Annotated in this window: 16 protein-coding genes; 7 read left to right on the top strand and 9 right to left on the bottom strand. The window is 70.5% G+C overall.

The features are described 5' to 3' along the window. The first annotated feature begins 398 nt into the window (after window positions 1-398). Window positions 399-1,031, top strand: coding sequence for a PadR family transcriptional regulator (locus tag ACFYWX_RS36480; RefSeq protein ID WP_389429143.1), 633 nt, complete (start codon window positions 399-401; stop codon window positions 1,029-1,031). Between the two features lie 90 nt (window positions 1,032-1,121). Here the strand turns inward: ACFYWX_RS36480 and ACFYWX_RS36475 are convergent, their stop codons facing one another. Beyond that, entirely contained in the window at window positions 1,122-1,550 is a 429-nt protein-coding gene (locus ACFYWX_RS36475; RefSeq protein ID WP_389429142.1) for an SRPBCC family protein, read from the bottom strand. A 203-nt stretch (window positions 1,551-1,753) separates the two neighbouring features. On the opposite strand from ACFYWX_RS36475, the gene ACFYWX_RS36470 reads away from it, so the two are divergent. Together ACFYWX_RS36470 and ACFYWX_RS36465 are read left to right on the top strand one after the other, a co-directional pair. Then, complete coding sequence (locus ACFYWX_RS36470; RefSeq protein WP_389429141.1) at window positions 1,754-2,368, top strand: Clp protease N-terminal domain-containing protein; 615 nt, start codon at window positions 1,754-1,756, stop codon at window positions 2,366-2,368. Window positions 2,369-2,431: 63 nt separating this feature from the next. Further along, the gene (locus tag ACFYWX_RS36465; RefSeq protein ID WP_389429140.1) at window positions 2,432-3,436 is read left to right on the top strand and encodes a DMT family transporter; all 1,005 of its coding nucleotides are present in this window, start codon (window positions 2,432-2,434) and stop codon (window positions 3,434-3,436) included. A 166-nt stretch (window positions 3,437-3,602) separates the two neighbouring features. On the opposite strand, the gene ACFYWX_RS36460 is transcribed toward ACFYWX_RS36465, so the two are convergent. Next, window positions 3,603-4,295 (bottom strand): pyridoxamine 5'-phosphate oxidase family protein, encoded by a 693-nt coding sequence (locus ACFYWX_RS36460; protein ID WP_389429139.1) that lies wholly within the window; start codon window positions 4,293-4,295, stop codon window positions 3,603-3,605. A gap of 35 nt (window positions 4,296-4,330) precedes the next feature. Here ACFYWX_RS36460 and ACFYWX_RS36455 point away from each other — a divergent pair, with 35 nt between their 5' ends. Next, entirely contained in the window at window positions 4,331-5,662 is a 1,332-nt protein-coding gene (locus ACFYWX_RS36455; protein ID WP_389429138.1) for an aminotransferase class I/II-fold pyridoxal phosphate-dependent enzyme, read from the top strand. 30 nt (window positions 5,663-5,692) lie between these two features. On the opposite strand, the gene ACFYWX_RS36450 is transcribed toward ACFYWX_RS36455, so the two are convergent. Next, window positions 5,693-6,625 (bottom strand): DMT family transporter, encoded by a 933-nt coding sequence (locus tag ACFYWX_RS36450; protein WP_389429137.1) that lies wholly within the window; start codon window positions 6,623-6,625, stop codon window positions 5,693-5,695. Between the two features lie 95 nt (window positions 6,626-6,720). Between ACFYWX_RS36450 and ACFYWX_RS36445 the strand changes: the two genes are divergently transcribed. Then, the gene (locus ACFYWX_RS36445; protein WP_389429136.1) at window positions 6,721-7,623 is read left to right on the top strand and encodes a LysR family transcriptional regulator; all 903 of its coding nucleotides are present in this window, start codon (window positions 6,721-6,723) and stop codon (window positions 7,621-7,623) included. Between the two features lie 22 nt (window positions 7,624-7,645). Here the strand turns inward: ACFYWX_RS36445 and ACFYWX_RS36440 are convergent, their stop codons facing one another. Beyond that, window positions 7,646-8,113: a pyridoxamine 5'-phosphate oxidase family protein gene (locus tag ACFYWX_RS36440; protein WP_389429135.1), complete on the bottom strand. Its 468-nt coding sequence runs from the start codon at window positions 8,111-8,113 to the stop codon at window positions 7,646-7,648. 139 nt (window positions 8,114-8,252) lie between these two features. On the opposite strand from ACFYWX_RS36440, the gene ACFYWX_RS36435 reads away from it, so the two are divergent. Beyond that, complete coding sequence (locus ACFYWX_RS36435) at window positions 8,253-8,906, top strand: cysteine hydrolase (protein WP_389429134.1); 654 nt, start codon at window positions 8,253-8,255, stop codon at window positions 8,904-8,906. On the opposite strand, the gene ACFYWX_RS36430 is transcribed toward ACFYWX_RS36435, so the two are convergent. The 4 genes from ACFYWX_RS36430 to ACFYWX_RS36415 form a co-directional block, all read right to left on the bottom strand. After that, window positions 8,893-9,414, bottom strand: coding sequence for a Rieske (2Fe-2S) protein (locus ACFYWX_RS36430; RefSeq protein WP_389429133.1), 522 nt, complete (start codon window positions 9,412-9,414; stop codon window positions 8,893-8,895). The genes ACFYWX_RS36435 and ACFYWX_RS36430 overlap by 14 nt on opposite strands. A 236-nt stretch (window positions 9,415-9,650) precedes the next feature. After that, on the bottom strand, window positions 9,651-10,877 hold the full coding sequence (locus ACFYWX_RS36425; RefSeq protein WP_389429132.1) for a cytochrome P450: 1,227 nt from the start codon (window positions 10,875-10,877) through the stop codon (window positions 9,651-9,653). 135 nt (window positions 10,878-11,012) lie between these two features. After that, window positions 11,013-12,677: a multicopper oxidase family protein gene (locus ACFYWX_RS36420; protein ID WP_389429131.1), complete on the bottom strand. Its 1,665-nt coding sequence runs from the start codon at window positions 12,675-12,677 to the stop codon at window positions 11,013-11,015. A gap of 191 nt (window positions 12,678-12,868) precedes the next feature. Beyond that, window positions 12,869-14,143, bottom strand: coding sequence for an MFS transporter (locus ACFYWX_RS36415; RefSeq protein ID WP_389429130.1), 1,275 nt, complete (start codon window positions 14,141-14,143; stop codon window positions 12,869-12,871). 515 nt (window positions 14,144-14,658) lie between these two features. On the opposite strand from ACFYWX_RS36415, the gene ACFYWX_RS36410 reads away from it, so the two are divergent. Next, window positions 14,659-16,278: an ABC-F family ATP-binding cassette domain-containing protein gene (locus tag ACFYWX_RS36410; RefSeq protein WP_389429129.1), complete on the top strand. Its 1,620-nt coding sequence runs from the start codon at window positions 14,659-14,661 to the stop codon at window positions 16,276-16,278. Between the two features lie 52 nt (window positions 16,279-16,330). Here ACFYWX_RS36410 and ACFYWX_RS36405 read toward each other — a convergent pair whose 3' ends face one another. Next, entirely contained in the window at window positions 16,331-17,308 is a 978-nt protein-coding gene (locus tag ACFYWX_RS36405; protein ID WP_389429128.1) for a LuxR C-terminal-related transcriptional regulator, read from the bottom strand. Between the last annotated feature and the right edge of the window lie 83 nt (window positions 17,309-17,391).

Genomic DNA, 17,391 nt, shown 5'->3' with positions numbered 1-17,391 from the left:
TGAGGCGTTCGCGATCGGCGACAGCGCGGCAGAAGTGCGAGCACCACACCGGCGTGTTCTCACCCTCGCGAGCCGGGTCTGCCTTTTGCTGCTGCCCGCACTGCCCGCACTGCCCGCACTGGTTCCTCGACCAGCGCTCCGCAAAGGAGGCCTGCCTGCAAGGTTCGGAGCACCAGCGGAAGGGGCGGTTGCGTCCGACAACAGTGCCGCACTGGGCGCAGGGCGCGGTACGCAGTGTGTGCCGGAGGACGCCCGCTCGAACGACTCGGTCGCTGAGAAAACGACTCGATTGAGTGAGACAGGACAAAGTGCGCATATTTCCGGTGCTTGTCACGCGAGCTATTCCGATATATCGTTGAGGTATCGCGACAGATCAACGATGGAATGGAGTGATGGCGATGCGCAGCCACGGATTCGAGCGTGGACACGGAGAGGGTGGCCCCTCCCGGCGCGGCCGGGGCGGCTTCGACGGGCGCCGTGCCGCTTTCGGGCCCTTCGGGCCGGGCGGTCCCGGGCCCTTCGGTCCTGGAGGGCCGGGCTTCGGCCCGGGCGGACCCTGGGGCGGGCGAGGGCGCGGCGGGCCCAGGGGAAGGGCGCGGCGTGGAGATGTGCGGGCGTCGATCCTGGCCCTGTTGAGGGACCGGCCGATGCACGGTTACGAGATGATCCAGGAGATCGCCGAGCGCAGCGGCGGGGCGTGGAAGCCCAGTCCCGGCTCGGTGTACCCCACCCTCCAACTGCTGGAGGACGAGGGGCTGATCACCAGTGAGAGTGAGGGCGGCAAGAAGCTGTTCTCCCTCACCGAGGCGGGCCGCGCCGCGGCCGACGAGGGTCCCGACGCGCCCTGGGAAGAGGCCGGGCGCGGGGTCGACTGGGAGGCCCTCGGTGAGATCCGGCAGGCCGGGTTCGGTCTGATGGAGGCCTTCGGTCAGGTCTGGAAGACCGGCAGCAAGGAGCAGCGCGAGAAGGCGCTGGCCGTGATCAACGAAGCCCGCAAGAAGCTGTACCTGATCCTCGCCGACGAGGACTGACCACCCGGTGGTCGTGGCAGGCGCCCCGCGGAGACCTCCGCGGGGCGCCTTCATGCGCCCGGCCTTCGGGCCGCCGGGCCGCCCAGGTTCTCAGGCCACCAGCCCGCCCAGCTTGCGCAGCGACTCGTTGAGCGCCGCCGTTGCCGAGTCCTTCAGTTTGCCCGCCATGAGCGACACGGCCGCGCCCGTGAACTCGCCGTCGATACGCACCGTCGTGGCGTCGCCGTCGGGGGTCAGCGTGTAGCGCGTCGCGACGGTCACCGCCATCGGGCCCTTGCCCCGGATGGCGAGCACCCGGGCCGGCTCCAGCTCCTCGACGGTCCAGTCGACCTCGGCCGGGAAGCCCATCAGCTTCATGTTCTCCTGGAAGGTCGCGCCCAGTTCGAGGGCCTCGGGACCTCCCTGGGGGAAGCTCGTGTGCGTCGCGTTCCACTCCCCGTACGCCGGCCAGTCCGTGAGCTGCGTCCAGACCTTCTCGGCCGGTGCCCCGATGCGTGCCTCCGCGCTGACTTCGGCCATGCGACCACCTCTTCGTGACGGGCTACGGTGTCGCGGAACGTAGCCGCAGACCCCGCAACATTCAATACTGATGAACCGTCAGAACATCCTGATCTCCTCCGTAAGGAGGAGATGCCGCCGGGCGTTGTCCACTTCCCGTCGGACGGGAAAATGCTTCCCACCGGGGATGCCCCGCACCTGCCGGGACTGATGAGGTGGGGGGTGTGCAACCCCGTATCCCCCGGCAGTCGGCCCACGACCACGGCCTTCGCCCCCAGGGCCCCGGTGACCAGGGCCCCGATGACCTGGGCCCCGGTGACCAGGGCCCTCGCGGCGCGGACTTCGGTACCGGGCTCGGTGATGAGCTGGCGGCGGTGCTCGGTGCCGCCCGCCGACGTGCCGTCCGGGACGGGGACCGGCAGATCGACACCGCTCATCTGCTCCACTCGCTCCTGGAGTACGACCCCGAGACGCGCGCCGTCATCGACGACGACGGTGCGCAGATCGCCCGGCTCCTCGGTTACCTCGTGCAGCGCAGCATCGGCTACGGCCTGCGCTGGCAGGGCAGCGTCGAGGACTCCGGCGGCGTACCCGTCGTGACCGAGGTCGAAGGCTTCTCGCCGCTGGCCGCCGCCGCGCTGGCGGACGCCCGCACCCGCGCCGCGCACCGCGGTGACGCGCCCGTGGGTGGCCTCGACCTGCTCGCGGCCCTCGTCGCGGATCCGCAGGCACGGGCCGTCGAGGTGCTGGCGCGAGCCGGAGTCGACGCCCGCCGGCTGTCCGCCCGCATCGAGCGCCGGCCCCAGGAGTACGCCGCGGGCGGCGAATCGGGGCACTGAGGTGCCGTCCACCCGGTGAGACAGGTGTCATTGAGGGTGACGCTCATGTCGTCGGCTGTCATCATGCGTACCGTGCATACGTCTGGGAGCAGTCAGGCCGGCCGCGGCAAGGGTGTCGGACTCGGTCTCGCGGTCGCATCGGCTTTCGCCTTCGGGGGATCCGGTATCGCGGCCAAGCCGCTGATCGAGGCGGGACTCGACCCGCTGCACGTGGTGTGGCTGCGGGTGACGGGCGCCGCCCTGGTGATGCTGCCGGTCGCTGTGCGGCACCGCGCGCTCGTGCGCCGTCGGCCCGCGCTGCTGCTGGCGTTCGGGATCGCCGCGGCCAGTGTCCAGGCCTGCTACTTCGCCGCGATCTCCCGCATTCCCGTCGGTGTCGCGCTGCTCGTCGAGTACCTCGGGCCCGCCCTCGTTCTGCTCTGGGTGCGATTCGTGCAGCGCAGGCCGGTGACGCGGGCCGCGGCGCTCGGTGTGGTCCTCGCCGTCGGCGGGCTCGCCTGCGTCGTCGAGGTCTGGTCGGGGCTGCGCTTCGACGCCTTCGGACTCCTCCTCGCGCTCGGCGCCGCCGGCTGCCAGGCCGGCTACTTCATCCTGTCCGACCAGGGCAGCGACTTGGGCGAAGACACCCCCGACCCCCTTGGCATCGTCGCCTACGGGCTGCTCGTCGGCGCCGTCCTGCTGACCGTCACCGTGCGCCCCTGGGCCATGGACGGGTCCGTACTCGCGCACTCCGCGGACGTGAGCGGCGTCTCGGTCCCCGCCTGGCTGCTCCTCGCCTGGGTCGTGCTCGTCGCCACGGTCATCGCCTTCGTCACCGGCGTGGTCGCCGTCCGCCGGCTCTCCCCGCAGGTCGCGGGCGTCGTCGCCTTCCTGGAGGCGGTCGTCGCGACCGTCCTGGCCTGGATCCTCCTCGGCGAACACCTCTCGGCCCCCCAGGTCGCGGGCGGGGTGCTGGTCCTGGCCGGAGCGTTCATCGCCCAGTCGTCGACGCCCGCGAAGGCATCCGCGGACCCGGTGGCGACGGGCGGCCCGGAACGGGAGGCGTCCGCCCGGGAGACGGCCTCATAGAGATCCGCTCGGGAGAGTGGTATCAGAAGGTTCGTTCAGGAGGCGCCCTCATGGAGATCCGCCCGGGAGGGTGGTCTCAGGAGGTTCGCTCGGGAGGCGGCCTCATGGAGATCCGCCCGGGCAACGGCCTCATGGACACCGGGGATAATCCGCTCCCGGACCCGCGTCACGGGGCCGTCAGGTAGGCGGGCACCTCCGTCCCCGGTGCCAGTTCGGGGTCGGCCACCGGGGTGCCGTAGCCCTTGTTCAGCGGGACCACGCCGGCCCAGTGGGGGAGGGCGAGGTCCTCGGGCTCGTCGTTCACCCCGCCCGTGCGCATCTTGGCGGAGACCTCGTTCAGGTCGAGGCGGATCACCGCGGTCGCAGCCAGCTCCTTCTTGTTGGCGGGCCGGGAGTCCGCGGCACGCCCCGGTACGACGTGGTCGACCAGGGCGTCCAGCGCCGCCCGCTTCTCCTCGGGGTCCGTCACGTCGTAAGCCGTGCCGTGTACCACGACCGAGCGGTAGTTCATCGAGTGGTGGAAGGCGGAGCGGGCCAGGATCAGCGCGTCGACATGGGTGACGGTGAGGCACACCGGAAGGCCGGGGTCGGCCTGGCCGGTCATGCGCAGCGGGCGTGAACCCGTCGAGCCGTGCACGTACAGCCGCTCGCCGACCCGGCCGTACAGCGTCGGCAGCACGACCGGCGCGCCGTCGCGGACGAAGCCGAGGTGGCAGACGTGGCCCTCGTCGAGGATCGCGTGCACCAACTCCTTGTCGTACGACGCCCGGTCGGGGGAGCGGGTGGGGACGGTGCGGTCGGACGGGGTGTAGGCGGCGGGTGTCGTCGTCTCCGGCTCTGCCTCCGGGGTCCCCTGCATGGCGCTCTCCATTGCACTAGTGCATAATTGGCTTTGTGCTAGGAGACTATCCGATCAAAGGTCGGCGCGCAGCAGAGATTTCCGCGAGCATCGAGAGCGCGGTGGGGGCGGGTGAGCTGAATCCCGGCCAACTGCTGCCACCCATGCGTGAGTTGGCTGACCGGCTCGGGGTGAATCCCAACACCGTCGCGGCCGCGTATCGCACGTTGCGGGAGCGCGGGGTCATCGAGACCGCCGGGCGGCGAGGCAGCCGGGTGCGGTCTGCGCCGGCCACGACGAGCCGTGAGTTCATCCGGCTGGACGTGCCGGAGGGCGTGCGTGACGTGGCGAGCGGCAACCCGGATCCGGCGCTGCTGCCGCCGCTGGCCCCGGCGTTCGCCGCGGCCGCCGCACAGAGCGACCGGCGGCCGGTCCTCTACGGAGACGCCCCCGTGGAGCCCGAGCTGGCCCGCGCCGCCCGGGCCGAGCTGGACGCCGACGGGGTGCCGGCGGGGCCGGTGGCCGTCACCTCCGGCGCGCTGGACGCCGTCGAGCGGGTCCTCACCGCACACCTCAGGCCCGGGGACACCGTCGCCGTCGAGGACCCCGGATGGGGCAGCCTGGTGGACCTCGTGCCGGCGCTCGGGCTGCGCACGGTCCCCGTCGGCCTCGACGACGACGGACCGCTTCCCGAGGACGTGCGCCGCGCCCTGGCGGACGGAGCGCGCGCCCTGATCGTCACCGACCGGGCGCAGAACCCCACCGGCGCCGCGGTGAGCGCCCCACGCGCGCGTGCCCTGCGTTCCGTGCTCGAGCAGTACCCCGCGACCCTGCTGGTCGAGGACGACCACGGCCACGGAATCGTCGACCTGCCGCTGCATCCCCTCGCGGGTGTCACGCACCACTGGGCCTTCGTGCGTTCGGTCGCCAAGGCGTACGGGCCCGACCTGCGGCTCGCCGTCCTCACCGGAGACGCCGTCACGCTCGACCGCGTCGGTGGACGCCAGCGGCTCGGGCCGGGCTGGTTGAGCTGGATCACCCAGCGAGCGGTGCTGCGATTGTGGGCCGACGGGGCGGTGGACGCGCGGGCCGTGGCGCGCTCGTACGGCCGGCGCCGTGACGGGCTCATCGAGGCGCTGGCCCGGCGGGGGATCGTGGCGCACGGGCGCAGCGGCATGAACGTCTGGGTGCCCGTCCGGGACGAGACCGGCGCCGTCGCCCGCCTGCTGCACGCCGGCTGGGCGGTCGCCCCCGGCGCCCGCTTCCGGATGAGCGCACCGCCCGGCGTCCGGATCACCGTCTCGACCCTGACCGCGGACGAGATCGAGCTCCTGGCGGACACGGTCGCCGCGGCGGTGGGCCCGGCGCCGGTGCGCCGATATGTCTGAGCGTCCAGGCCGGTACTACGTCTGGGCCGCTCAGCGCCGGGCGCGGGCCTGCGTCAGCGCCGCGCCCGCCAGCACGATCACCGCGCCGACCGGCGTCGACCAGCTCAGCGACTCGCCGAGGATCGCGACGCCCGCGGCCGTGGCGATGACCGGGGTGAAGTACGTGACCATCTGGGCCGTGGTCGGTCCGACCTCGGAGACCAGGCCGTACTGGAGGAGGACGGCGAGGCCGGTGCCGAGCGCGCCCAGTGCCGCGACCGCCAGCAGGGGGACGACGGGGAAACTCGTGGGCAGGGTGGTGAACAGCGGCGTGACCACCGCCAGTTGGAGTGCGGCCAGCAGCAACTGCGCGCCCGTCAAGGACAGGTGCGACTCGCGGGACCCGGCAAGCGTGCGGCGGACGTAGATCCAGCCGATCGGGTAGCTGAGCGAGGCCAGCAGGGCCATCGCGGTGCCCGTGACGTCCAGACCGTTGAAGCCCTGCCAGGCACCGAGCACCGTCAGCACGCCGAGGAACCCGAGGCCGAGCCCGGCGACCCGCAGGCGCGTGGGCCGGTCCTCGGAGAGGGCCACCAGGGACAGGGCCATGCCCCACAGCGGTGAGGTCGCGTTGCAGATGCCCGCGAGCGTGGACGGGATCGTCAGCTCCGCGTACGCGAACAGGGAGAACGGCAGCGCGTTGAGCAGGAGGGCGGCGACCGTCAGATGCGCCCAGGTCCGCGCACCGCGCGGAAGCCGCTCCCGCTTCGCCACCAGCACGGCCGCCAGCACCGCCGTGCCGAACACGAGACGGCCGAGGGTGACCTGGAAGGGCGCGTAGGCCTGGGTGCCGACCTTGATCAGGAGGAAGCTGAAGCCCCAGATCAGCGACAGGGCTCCGAAGCGCAGGCGCCAGTCGAGGGTGCGGCGGGGAGGGACGGTGGTGGTACGGGCCCGGGCGGTGGGAGTGGTGGCGGTGGTCATGCAGCCAACGATGCTGGAGCGGATCGCGTAGCACAATCGAGATTTCGCACGCTGTATCTCGTAGCAATGCTTACGTGTTGCGTAGCATCGGGACCATGCTGAACCTCGAACGTCTGCGCACCCTCGACGCCCTCGCCCGGCACGGCTCCGTCAGTGGTGCGGCCGCGGGGCTGCACATCACGACGTCGGCCGTGTCGCAGCAGTTGGCCAAGCTGGAGCGGGAGGTCGGGCAGCAGCTCCTCGCCAAGCACGGACGAGGCGTGCGGCTGACGGACGCGGGCCGGCTGCTCGCGGAGCACGCGGGGCGCATCCTGTCGCAGGTGCAGCTCGCCCAGTCCGACCTGGAGGAACAGCGCGGCCAGGTCGTCGGCGAGCTCAGACTCTCGGCGTTCCCGACCGCCGCACGCGGACTGTTCCCCGCCGCGCTGGCCGGGCTGCGCGTGGATCACCCCGCATTGCGGGTGCGTTCCTGCGAGCTGGAGCCGGAGGACGGCATCGCCGCCGTCGTCCGCGGTGACCTGGACCTGGCCGTCGTCCTCGACTGGTACAACAAGCCGATGGCGCTGCCCGACGGCCTGGTGAAGGCGTCCCTCCTGGACGACCCCGCCGACGTGGCGATGCCGGCCGGGCATCCGCTCGCCGACCGCGACGAGGTGGACCTCGCGGAGTTCGCCGAGGACGAGTGGATCACCTGGGGCGAGGGCGAGTTCTGCCACGAGTGGCTGATGTTCACCCTGCGCTCCCGGGGCGTCGAGCCGATCATCGGCCACCGCGCGGGCGAGACGCACACCCAGTTGCAGCTGGTGGCCGCCGGGCTCGGTGTGTGCATCGCCCCGCTGCTCGGCCGCCATCCGACGCCCCCCGGAGTGGTCACCGTCCCGCTCCGCCAGCACGTGCGCCGCCATGTGTACGTCGTCTGGCGGGCCGAAGCCGACCGCCGCCCCTCGATCCGCGCGGCGGTCGAGTCCCTTCAGACGGCGGCACGACAGGTCGGCTGAGTGGCCGTTACGCCCCGACCGGCTACGCCCCGCCCAGCTTGCGGAAGTCCCACGAGACGACCTTCTCCGGCGTCAGCCGTATCCACGCGTGCCGGCCGTCGTGCGGCATCTCCTCCAGGTTGAAGTTCTTGCGCGCGAACAGCGTCTCCGGAACGTCGAGTTCCGCGCACAGCTCCCCGATACGCGGGTGCTCGCCCACGAAGTCCACGGTCCCTGACAGCTCGACGCCCTGAAGTTCGTCGTACTCCTCGCCCGTGTCGACCACGATCGCGACTCTGGGGTCGCGGCGCAGGTCGGTCCAGCGCTTGCTGCGCACCACCGAGTACAGCCACAGCGAGACGCCGTCCCACGCGTACCACAAGGTGCTCACGTGCGGGGCACCGTCGGCCGAGACGGTGGCCACCCGGCAGGTGCGCTGGGTGGTCAGGAAATCGTCCAGCTCACCCGGTGTCATCATGATCTTGCGGCCCCGGCGCTGAGTGGCGGTCATGCGGCCCCCTCTTCCTTCTCCCACGTCGTGCCAGAGGAGATCCTCTGACATCACGTCAGAAAAGGATGGGTCGTCTTCCCTCAACATGCAATGGTGACTACGCTCACCCGCCCCACACCGCAGGCGACCAGGGGGAATCATGCCCTCGTACGAACAGCTCGGTGAACTCCTCGACCAGGCGACCACGGCCCTGCTCACCGTCGAGTGCCAGCAGGGCGTCGTCGGCCCCGACAGCGCCCTGCCCGAACTGGCCCGCGAGGCGCGTGCGTCGGGTGCCCTCACCAATGTCGCCCGACTGGTGGCGGCCGCGCACGACAGCGGGATCCAGGTGATCCACGCCATCGCCGAACGCCGTCCCGACGGCCGCGGCGCCGGCCGCAACGCACGGCTCTTCCGCGCGGCGGAACGGCTGCCCGTCCAGCAGCTGGCCGGAACCACGGCGGTACGCGTGGCGGCCCCGATCGAGGTCGCCGAGGAGGACTTCGTCGTACGAAGGCTGCACGGCCTGTCGCCCCTCGCGGGCACCGACGTCGACGCGCTGCTGCGCAATGTGGGCTGCCGTACGCTGATCGTCACCGGCGTCTCCGCCAACGTGGCGATCCCCAATGCCGTCTTCGACGCGGTGAACCGCGGATACACCGCCGTCGTGCCCGCGGACGCCATCGCGGGGGTGCCCTCCGAGTACACCCCCGCGATGATCCGCCACACCCTCGCGTTGGTCGCCACGGTCGCGACCACGGACGAGGTGCTGGCCTGCTTCGAGCGGCAGCGCGGTGGTGTCAGGCGAGGGTGATCTGGTCCCCGCTCACGGTGATCTGGACGGGGGGCAGCGGCTTCTTCGCGGGGCCGCTCTTCACGCTGCCGTCGGTGACGGAGAAGTTGGTGTTGTGGCAGGGGCAGTTGATCACTCCGTCGGCGATGCTCTTCACCGCACAGCCCTGGTGGGTGCAGACGGCCGAGAACGCCTTGAACTCGCCGGCCGTGGGCTGCACGACGACCACCTTCTGGTCCGCGAAGACCTTGCCGCCACCCTCGGGGATCTCGGCGGTCGTCGTGAGCGCCGTTCCGCCGCCCGCGCCGCTCGATGCCGCAGCGCTCGGGCTGCTGCCCGCGTCGGTGCCGCCGGTCGAGCCGGTCGAACCCGCCGAACCGGCGGAGGAGGACGTGTCGGTCGAGCTGGAGGAGCTGTCGTCAGAGCTTCCGCACGCGGTCAGCGCTGCGGTGAGTCCCGCGGCTCCGGCCGCCGCCACCACGGTTCGACGGGCAGGTCCCGATGCGGGCTTGAACGATGCGCTGGTCATTGCAGACGTTCCCTTCCGGGGAGGTTCATGATCTGTGCACAGGTACGGGCCGACGGCCCGGGCTGTTCAGACTGTGTCGAGATCTAAACCTGTTCGACGTGTGCTGTGGGTAAATCACAGCTGTCGGTGTGCTGTCACCCGGCCCCACCACCCAGCCGGGACTCGGTATGCGTCGTGTCCACCTCCAGGTCGTAGAACACCCCCTGGCGCTTCCCGCACGGCACGAAACCGGCCGGCTAACGGGGTTGGAGATGTACGGGAAGGGTCTGGTGGCCGTTGCTGATGAGGGAGGGCACTGGGCGCAGCTCTGAGTCGGGCACGGCGAGCCGGATGTGGGGGAAGCGGTCGAAGAGGCCCTCCAGGGCGGTGGCGACTTCGAGGCGGGCCAGGGGTGCGCCGAGGCAGTAGTGGACGCCGTGGCCGAAGGCCAGGTGCTCCTTGAGGGAGCGAGCGGCGTCGAAGGTGTCGGCGTTGTCGCCGTGCCAGTCGGGGTGGCGGTTGGCGGCCGCGTAGGAGGCGAGGAGGGCTTCGCCGCGGGCGATCGTCTGCCCGTCGGGCAGAGGGATGTCGTTGACGGCGTAGCGCAGGGGGAGATGCTTGACGGCCGGCTCGTGGCGCAGGGTCTCTTCGACGACGTCGTTCCAGCCGATTGCCCCGGTGCGTACCAGGTCCAGCTGGTCGGGGCGCGTGAGCAGGGTGTAGATGCTCTGGTCGATGACGTTGACGGTGGTCTCGTATCCGGCACTGACCATGAGCAGCAGCGTGTCGCGCAGCTCCGAGTGCGTCATGCCGGTGCCGTCGGTCTCGTCGTCCCGTGCGGCGATCAGCAGGGACGTCATGTCGTCGCCGGGGTCGCGGCGCTTGGCGTCGATGAGCTGGTCCAGCTGCTCGTACAGGGCGGCGGCGTTGGCCTGGGTCTCGGTGGGGGTGAGCGTGGTGTCGAAGACGCCGTCGACGACCCGTCGGAACCCGTCGCGCCGGCTCTCGGGTACGCCCATCATGTGGCCGATCACCGCGATGGGCAGCGGGTAGGCCAGGTGCTCGCGCAGGTCCACCGGTTCCTGTCCGGGCAGCGCGGCCAGTCGGTCAAGGAGGGTGGTCACCACGCGGTCGACGGCGTCCTTCAGGGTGGCGATGCGCCGGGCGCTGAAGGCGGGGGCGACCATGCGGCGCAGGCGCCGGTGGTCGGGACCGTAGGCGGTGAACATGCTCTCCACCGCGATCCAGAGCGCGAGCGGCCAGCGGCCGACCGTCTCGGCGAAGGCGGGCCAGTGGGCGCGGCCGTCCTTGGACACGTCGGGGCTGGTCAGCAGGTGCTTGAGGAGGGCCGGGTCGGTGACGGCCCACGCCTGGACGCCGAGGATGTCGACCCGTGCCGCCGAGCCTTGGGCGCGTAAGGCCTTGTGTTCGCCGTGGCGGTCGAATCCGGTGGGGTCGAGGACGAGTATCTGCTGCTCGGGCACGAGTATGGGCTCCTCGAGGTGGGGGCAGGAAGAGGGCCGGAAGGGCTTCCACGACGCGGTGGAAGGGGCCGGGCCGCCAGCCCAGGTCAGCGGCGGGAAGATCGTCGAGGAGGCAGCTGATCTGCTCGTATGGAGTCATTTCCGGTAGCCGAGGACGGTCATCATGCCGGACTCGGAGTGGTACTGGTTGTGGCAGTGGAGCATCCACAGGCCCGGGTTGTCGGCGTAGAAGTCGACGACGAGTTTGCGGTGCGGCAGTACCAGGGCGGTGTCCTTGCGGGCTCCGGCCGCGTCGATGCCGGTGAGCGCGAAGGTGTGGCCGTGCAGATGCATGGGGTGCCACATGTCGGTGGCGTTGATGAGGGTCAGGCGGACCCTTTCCCCCTCTCGGACAGGGTGGCGCTGTTCGATGGAGTAGGGCCTGCGGTCGAAGCTCCAGTTGAATTTCCTCATGCTGCCGGTCAGCTTGAAGCGCAGCTCGCGGTCGGGGTCGTCCTCTCCCAGGGCCACGGATTCGTCCGGAACGAGCCGTCTGGCCGGCACGATCCGGCCATCGAGCTCCTCAGGATGCACGGAGCGTCCGGGGAGGCTTCCGCTGCTGGTGCGCAGTACTGCCAGGGCCCTGGCGTTCTTGCCCTCGGCGAGCGCGACCAGCGGGAACATCCCGTCCTTGGCGGTGATCAGCACGTCGTAGCGTTCGGCCATGCCCAGCAGCAGTGCGTCCGTCTGCTTGTGCTCGACCGGGTAGCCGTCCGTGTGCGTCACCGTCATCTTGTGGCCGCCCAGTGCCACCCGGAAGGCCGTGTCGCCCCCGGCGTTGATGATCCGCAGCCGGATCCGGTCCCCAGGGCGGGCCCGGAACACGGAAGGGGTGTCCGGCAGGCGGCCGTTGACCAGGTAGTACGGGTAGTCGACATGGCCGCCCTCGCTGTGCAGCACGCGGCTGTGCGAGTTCCGCAGGACGCGAGAGGGGTCGCGCTTGCCCGAGGCCGATGCGTGCGCGCGGGTGGACATGTCGTGGCTGGAACCGTCGTGTGCGGTGCCCTCACCCATGTCCATCGGCACGCCGCCCTTGCCGTGGCGCAACTGCGCGAGCACGGCGTCCGGGGTGGAGCCGTCCACGCCGTCCACCCAGTCGTCCAGGACGACGACCCACTCCTTGTCGTAGGACAACGGCTCCTTGGGGTCCTCGACGATCAGCGGGGCGTACAGACCGCGGTCGAGCTGCATTCCCGAGTGTGAATGCAGCCAGTACGTGCCCGGGTGCGACACGGCGAAGCGGTAGATGAAGTCCGCGCCCGGCTTGATGGAATTCTGGGTCAGGCCCGGTACGCCGTCCATGTCGCAGCGCAGACGGACACCGTGCGAATGCAGCGTCGTCGCGACGGGCAGGTGGTTGGCGAGCGTGAGATGGAGAATGTCACCCGCGGTGACCCGGACCTCCTTGCCGGGCAGCGTGTCACCGTACGCCCATGACCTGACGGTCCGCCCGCCCAGGTCGAGGGACGTCTCGGTGGCGGTCAACGTGAACCTGCGGAGAGGGCCGGACCCGCGTTCTCTCTCGGTGGCGTCGACCTTGGTGTCGGACGGGTTCACGTATCCCGTGGGGCCCTTGGGTACGAAACTGCTGCCGCTGCGGCCCCCGGCTGCCGGGTGAGTGCCGGTTCCGGAGTGCGAACCGGACGCGGAGCGGGGGCCGGGCCCGGAGTGCGAGCCGGACCCGGAACAGGCGGCCAGGACTCCCGAGCCGGCGACCGCGATCGAGGCACCGAGCAAGGTGCGCCGCGTACGTGTGTGCATGACCAAATAACACATGTCTTATGGCCATATTTGCGAGAACTGAGGCGGCGCGTCTCGTGAATCGCGTGCAGAAGCGGGTCACGATGGCTCCCGTACCGCACGCTCCGGCCTCCCCGACGGCGCGCTGCGCCAGCGGCGGCGCACCGCACCGGCGTGTCCGTCCGAAACGGCCCGGTCCGAGCCGAGTCCAGTCACCGGCCTCCCGCTTCGGCGGGCGCGGGCACCGCGGCCTTACGGCCCAGCAGGCCGCGGCAGGCGAAGGCGACGAGGGCGGCGACCAGCGCCATGCCGAAGGCGGCGGCGAAGACGCCGCGCGGACCGGCCGGTTCCATGAGCAGGCCGCCCGCCTGCTGACCGAGCGCGTCGCCCACGACGGTGGCCACGGACGCCCAGGTGAACGCCTCGGTCAGGGACCGGCCGTCCGCCACCGTACTGACCAGGGTCATCTCGCTCGCGGCCATGAGCGCGATGGGCACGCTGCCCACCGCCAGCGCGAGCCCCAGTGCCAGAGGGGTCGTCGCGAGCAGCGGCAGGGCCGTGCCGAGGGCGAAGGCGAGCACCAGGCGCGGGAAGCGCAGATGCACGGCGACCTGCGACTGGGAGTGGCCCAGCCACAGGGCGCCCACGGCACTGCCCACGCCCCAGCAGGCATACACCAGGCCGGTGCTGCCCCGCGAACCGTGTGCGTCGACGAAGGCGGGAATGGCCAGCGTCATCAGCCCGATGGGAACGGCGCCGAGCACCATGACGCCGGCCAGCGCGAGCATCGGCTGCGACCGCAGTGGGCCCAGCAGGCTGCCCCGGCTGGTCTCGTCATCCGCATCGCCGGCTGCCTCGGCTCCTGCCGCGCCGTCCGTGTCCTCGTCCTCCGGCACCCGGACGAAGGCCAGCCCGATCGCGCCGACACCGCCGATCGCCGCGACCATGGTCAGCGCCCTCCCGGCGGAGCCCGTCAGCATCAGCGCCGCCAGCATCAATGGCGCCCCGATCACCAGCACTTCGGTGAGCAGCGCTTCCCACAGGTAGGCGGTGTCCCGCTCGTCGTCCCGGAGCCGCAGGCGTGCCCACAACGACCGCATGCAGGCGTTCGCCGGGGGCAGCACGACACCGGCGAGCACAGCCAGCAGTGGCTGCGCCCAGTCGCCCGGTCCGGTCGTCCACACCAGTGCGGCCAGTGCCGTCGGGTAGAGGACACCGGTCGCCAGCAGCACGGTCCGTTGCCCCCGCCGGTCGGCCCAGCGCGCGATGAGCGGGCTGCCCAGCGCCATGCCTACGGTGTAGAGCCCCGAGACCAGACCGGCCTGCGCGTAACTGCCGCCCTGCTCACGCACGACGAGCACCATGGCGAGGGACATCAGATAGACCGGCAGCCGGGAGACCACGCTCCACCAGGCGGGGCCCGCGACGTGACGGCGCGTGAGCAGGGCGGCGAGACGACGGGCCAGCCCGTTCGACTTGGCTTCCATATTTCCTGTTCCGTGGTGGCCCGGTGCGGGCCTGCGAGTGCTGACGCGGGGCATGCCCCGTGGCAGGGCCCGCGCGGGGGCAGGACGGGCCAGAGGGCGGGCGGTTCGGCCCGGGACTGTTCCGGTCGCCGGGGCCGGGTCGCCGACGCGATCGGTCGTGCGGGCACCGAGTACGCCGCGCAGGTGGTTCTCCGCTCGGCAACTGATCCTCCGGTCAGTGAACGTAGCCCGACGCACGGTGCCGGGCGCGGCGCGTGGCCACGGCGTCCTCGGCGCGGCCCCCAGACCGCTGTGCGCGACGCGTGGAAGGCGCGGCAATGCCTCCCGGGAGGTGACCTGCCGTACGCATACCCGTGGTGGGCGGTGAACGTGCATACGGGGGACCGGTACCGCCGTGTACGGTGATCAAAAGTGGCCGCACGCGTTGCCGCGCGATTTTAACCCGCGAGACCGCGATCTCCAGCCGGGACACGGGTATCTGCGCCTGGAACTCATGAGAGCGAGAAACGCCGCCTATGGGGCATGTGGAAGTAGCACACCTTGAGTACTACCTGTCCGACGGGCGAATACTCTTCGGGGACGCTTCGTTCAAGGTTGCCGAGGGTGCCGTCGTCGCGCTCGTCGGTGCCAACGGCGCCGGTAAGACCACTCTGCAACGGTTGATCGCCGGGGAGTTGAAGCCCCACGGGGGCACTGTGACCGTCAGCGGTGGTCTCGGGGTGATGCCGCAGTTCATCGGGAGTGTCTCGGACGAGCACACCGTTCGGGACCTGCTCCTGTCGGTGTCGCAGGCACGCTTACGGGAGGCCGCCGCGGCCGTGGACGCGGCGGAGCTCCGGCTGATGGAGCGGGACGACGAGTCGGCACAGCTCAGTTACGCGCAGGCGCTGAGCGACTGGGCCGAAGCCCGCGGCTACGAGGCGGAGAACCTGTGGGACATGTGCACCACCGCGGCGCTCGGTGTCCCCTATGAACGAGCGCGCTGGCGTGAGGTGCGCACCCTGTCGGGCGGTGAGCAGAAGCGTCTGTGTCTTGAGGCTCTGTTGCGTGGACCCGAGGAAGTGCTGCTGCTCGACGAGCCCGACAACTTCCTGGACGTGCCGGGCAAGCGCTGGCTGGAGGAGCGGTTGCGGGAGACCCGCAAGACGGTGCTGTTCGTCAGCCACGACCGGGAGTTGCTGGCACGCTCCGCGGAGAAGATCGTCAGTGTGGAGCCGGCTCCCGGGGGAAGCGACGTCTGGGTGCACGGCGGCGGATTCGCGACGTATCACGAAGCGCGTGAGCAGCGCTTCGAACGGTTCGAAGAGCTGCGCCGGCGCTGGCACGAGAAGCACGCGCAGCTGAAGCGGCTGGTGCTGGACATGCAGCAGTACGCCGCGCGCAGCGACGTGATGGCGTCGCGTTACCACGCGGCGCAGACCCGGCTGAGGAAGTTCGAGGAGGCCGGGCCGCCGATGCAACCCCCGCGGCCGCAGAAGATCACGATGCGGCTGGGTGGCGGACGTACCGGCGTCCGTGCCATCACCTGCCGGAACCTGTTGCTGACCGACCTGATGAAACCCTTCGACCTGGAGATCTTCTACAGCGAGCGAGTTGCCGTACTGGGCGCCAATGGCTCCGGGAAGTCCCATTTCCTGCGGCTGCTCGCAGGGGAGGGCGTCGAGCACTCCGGGGAGTGGAAGCTGGGCGCGCGTGTCGTGCCCGGACACTTCGCACAAACGCACGCCCACCCGGAACTGATGGGCCGTAAGCTGCTCGACATCCTCTGGAAGGAACACGCGCTCGACCGCGGCGCCGCAACCTCCGCGCTGCGCCGCTACGAGCTCAGCGGGCAGGGCGAGCAGCCTTTCGACCGGCTGTCCGGCGGGCAGCAGGCGCGCTTCCAGATTCTGCTCCTCGAACTCCAGGGCACCACGGCGCTGTTCCTCGACGAGCCCACGGACAACCTGGACCTCGAAAGTGCGGAGGCGCTGCAGGCAGGGCTGAGTGCCTACGAGGGCACCGTCCTGGCGGTCACGCACGACCGGTGGTTCGCGAGGAGTTTCGACCGCTATCTGCTCTTCAGCGCGGACGGACACGTCCGCGAGACGGCGGAACCGGTATGGGACGAGGGCCGGGTGGCCCGCCGCCGGTGAGCGCGGGAGTGCGGGGCCCGCTTGCGCGGCGGGCCCCCGAGGGTCTACGCCGTCACAGCGGTTTCCGTACATCCGCCGGGGACGCGGAGTTGCCCGGGCCGGACAGCAGGCCGGTCATGCCGATGAGATAGGCGAGTTGGGGCCGACTGCGGCTGCCCAGTGCGTCCGCGGTCTTCTTGATGTGCGTGGCCACCGTACGGACGCTCATGCCCAGTCGTTTGGCGATGGCCTCATCCGTGAAACCGTCCACCATGAGCCGGAGGACCGCTGTGCGTGTCTCGTTGCTGATGCGTGGCGACCGCTGGGACACGGCCTTGGGGTCGACGGGCCGGCCCCGAGCCCACATGTACTCGAACATGGTGGCCAGGTAGTTCACCAGGCCCGGGTGCTGCACCGTGAGCGCCGAGGTGCTGCGGTCGCCCTCGCCCGGAACGAACGCGATCCGCCGGTCGCAGATGATGACACGGTCGAACACCTCGTCCAGCGTCCTGACCTGTCCGCCTGCCTCGGTCACACGCTCTATGTACGCCATCGTGGGGCCATGATTCCGTGCGGTGTGCCCGTACAGCGTTCGCTGCGAGACGCCCCGTTCGTTCAGCTCCTGGTCCCGCCGCAGCGCCTGCTCGAGCATCTGGGGTGACCGTCCGCCGCCGGGCTGGGCGGTGAGCAGCTCCTCCCGGCAGGACTGGACCTCCTGCTCCAGGACGGAGGCGATCACGGCCGGGTCGTCCAGGGGCTCCACCGGTGCCAGGCGTTGTCGATGCGCCTTGTCGTAGATGGGGCGTATCCCGTCAATAGCGAGCAGGGCATCCGCTAAAGCTTCTTGATGATTCTTTATCCTGCGTTCGATGGGGCGCGCCGTCTTGGCGTAGGCGACGTCCGGAGAGACGGCAAGAAAATTTTCGGCTGATTCGGGGGCGGGGCGGAGCAGGTCCAGCTCCAGTAAGCACCGGGGAATGTCCCCGGAGATACTCCCCTCGTAGATCGCGGATTCGTAGGCCTTCAGTCCCCGGTCACAGAGTTCGACCATGCCCGCCTTGTCCATTTCGTGTATATTCTTACACATTTTTTCTCCCTTCATGTTCTGTCCTGCAAGGTCATGCTCGCATGATC

Origin of the sequence: Streptomyces sp. NPDC002888 (genome assembly GCF_042888465.1) — a bacterium.
Taxonomy (GTDB): domain Bacteria; phylum Actinomycetota; class Actinomycetes; order Streptomycetales; family Streptomycetaceae; genus Streptomyces.
This window is presented reverse-complemented; position numbering and strand designations above follow the sequence as displayed.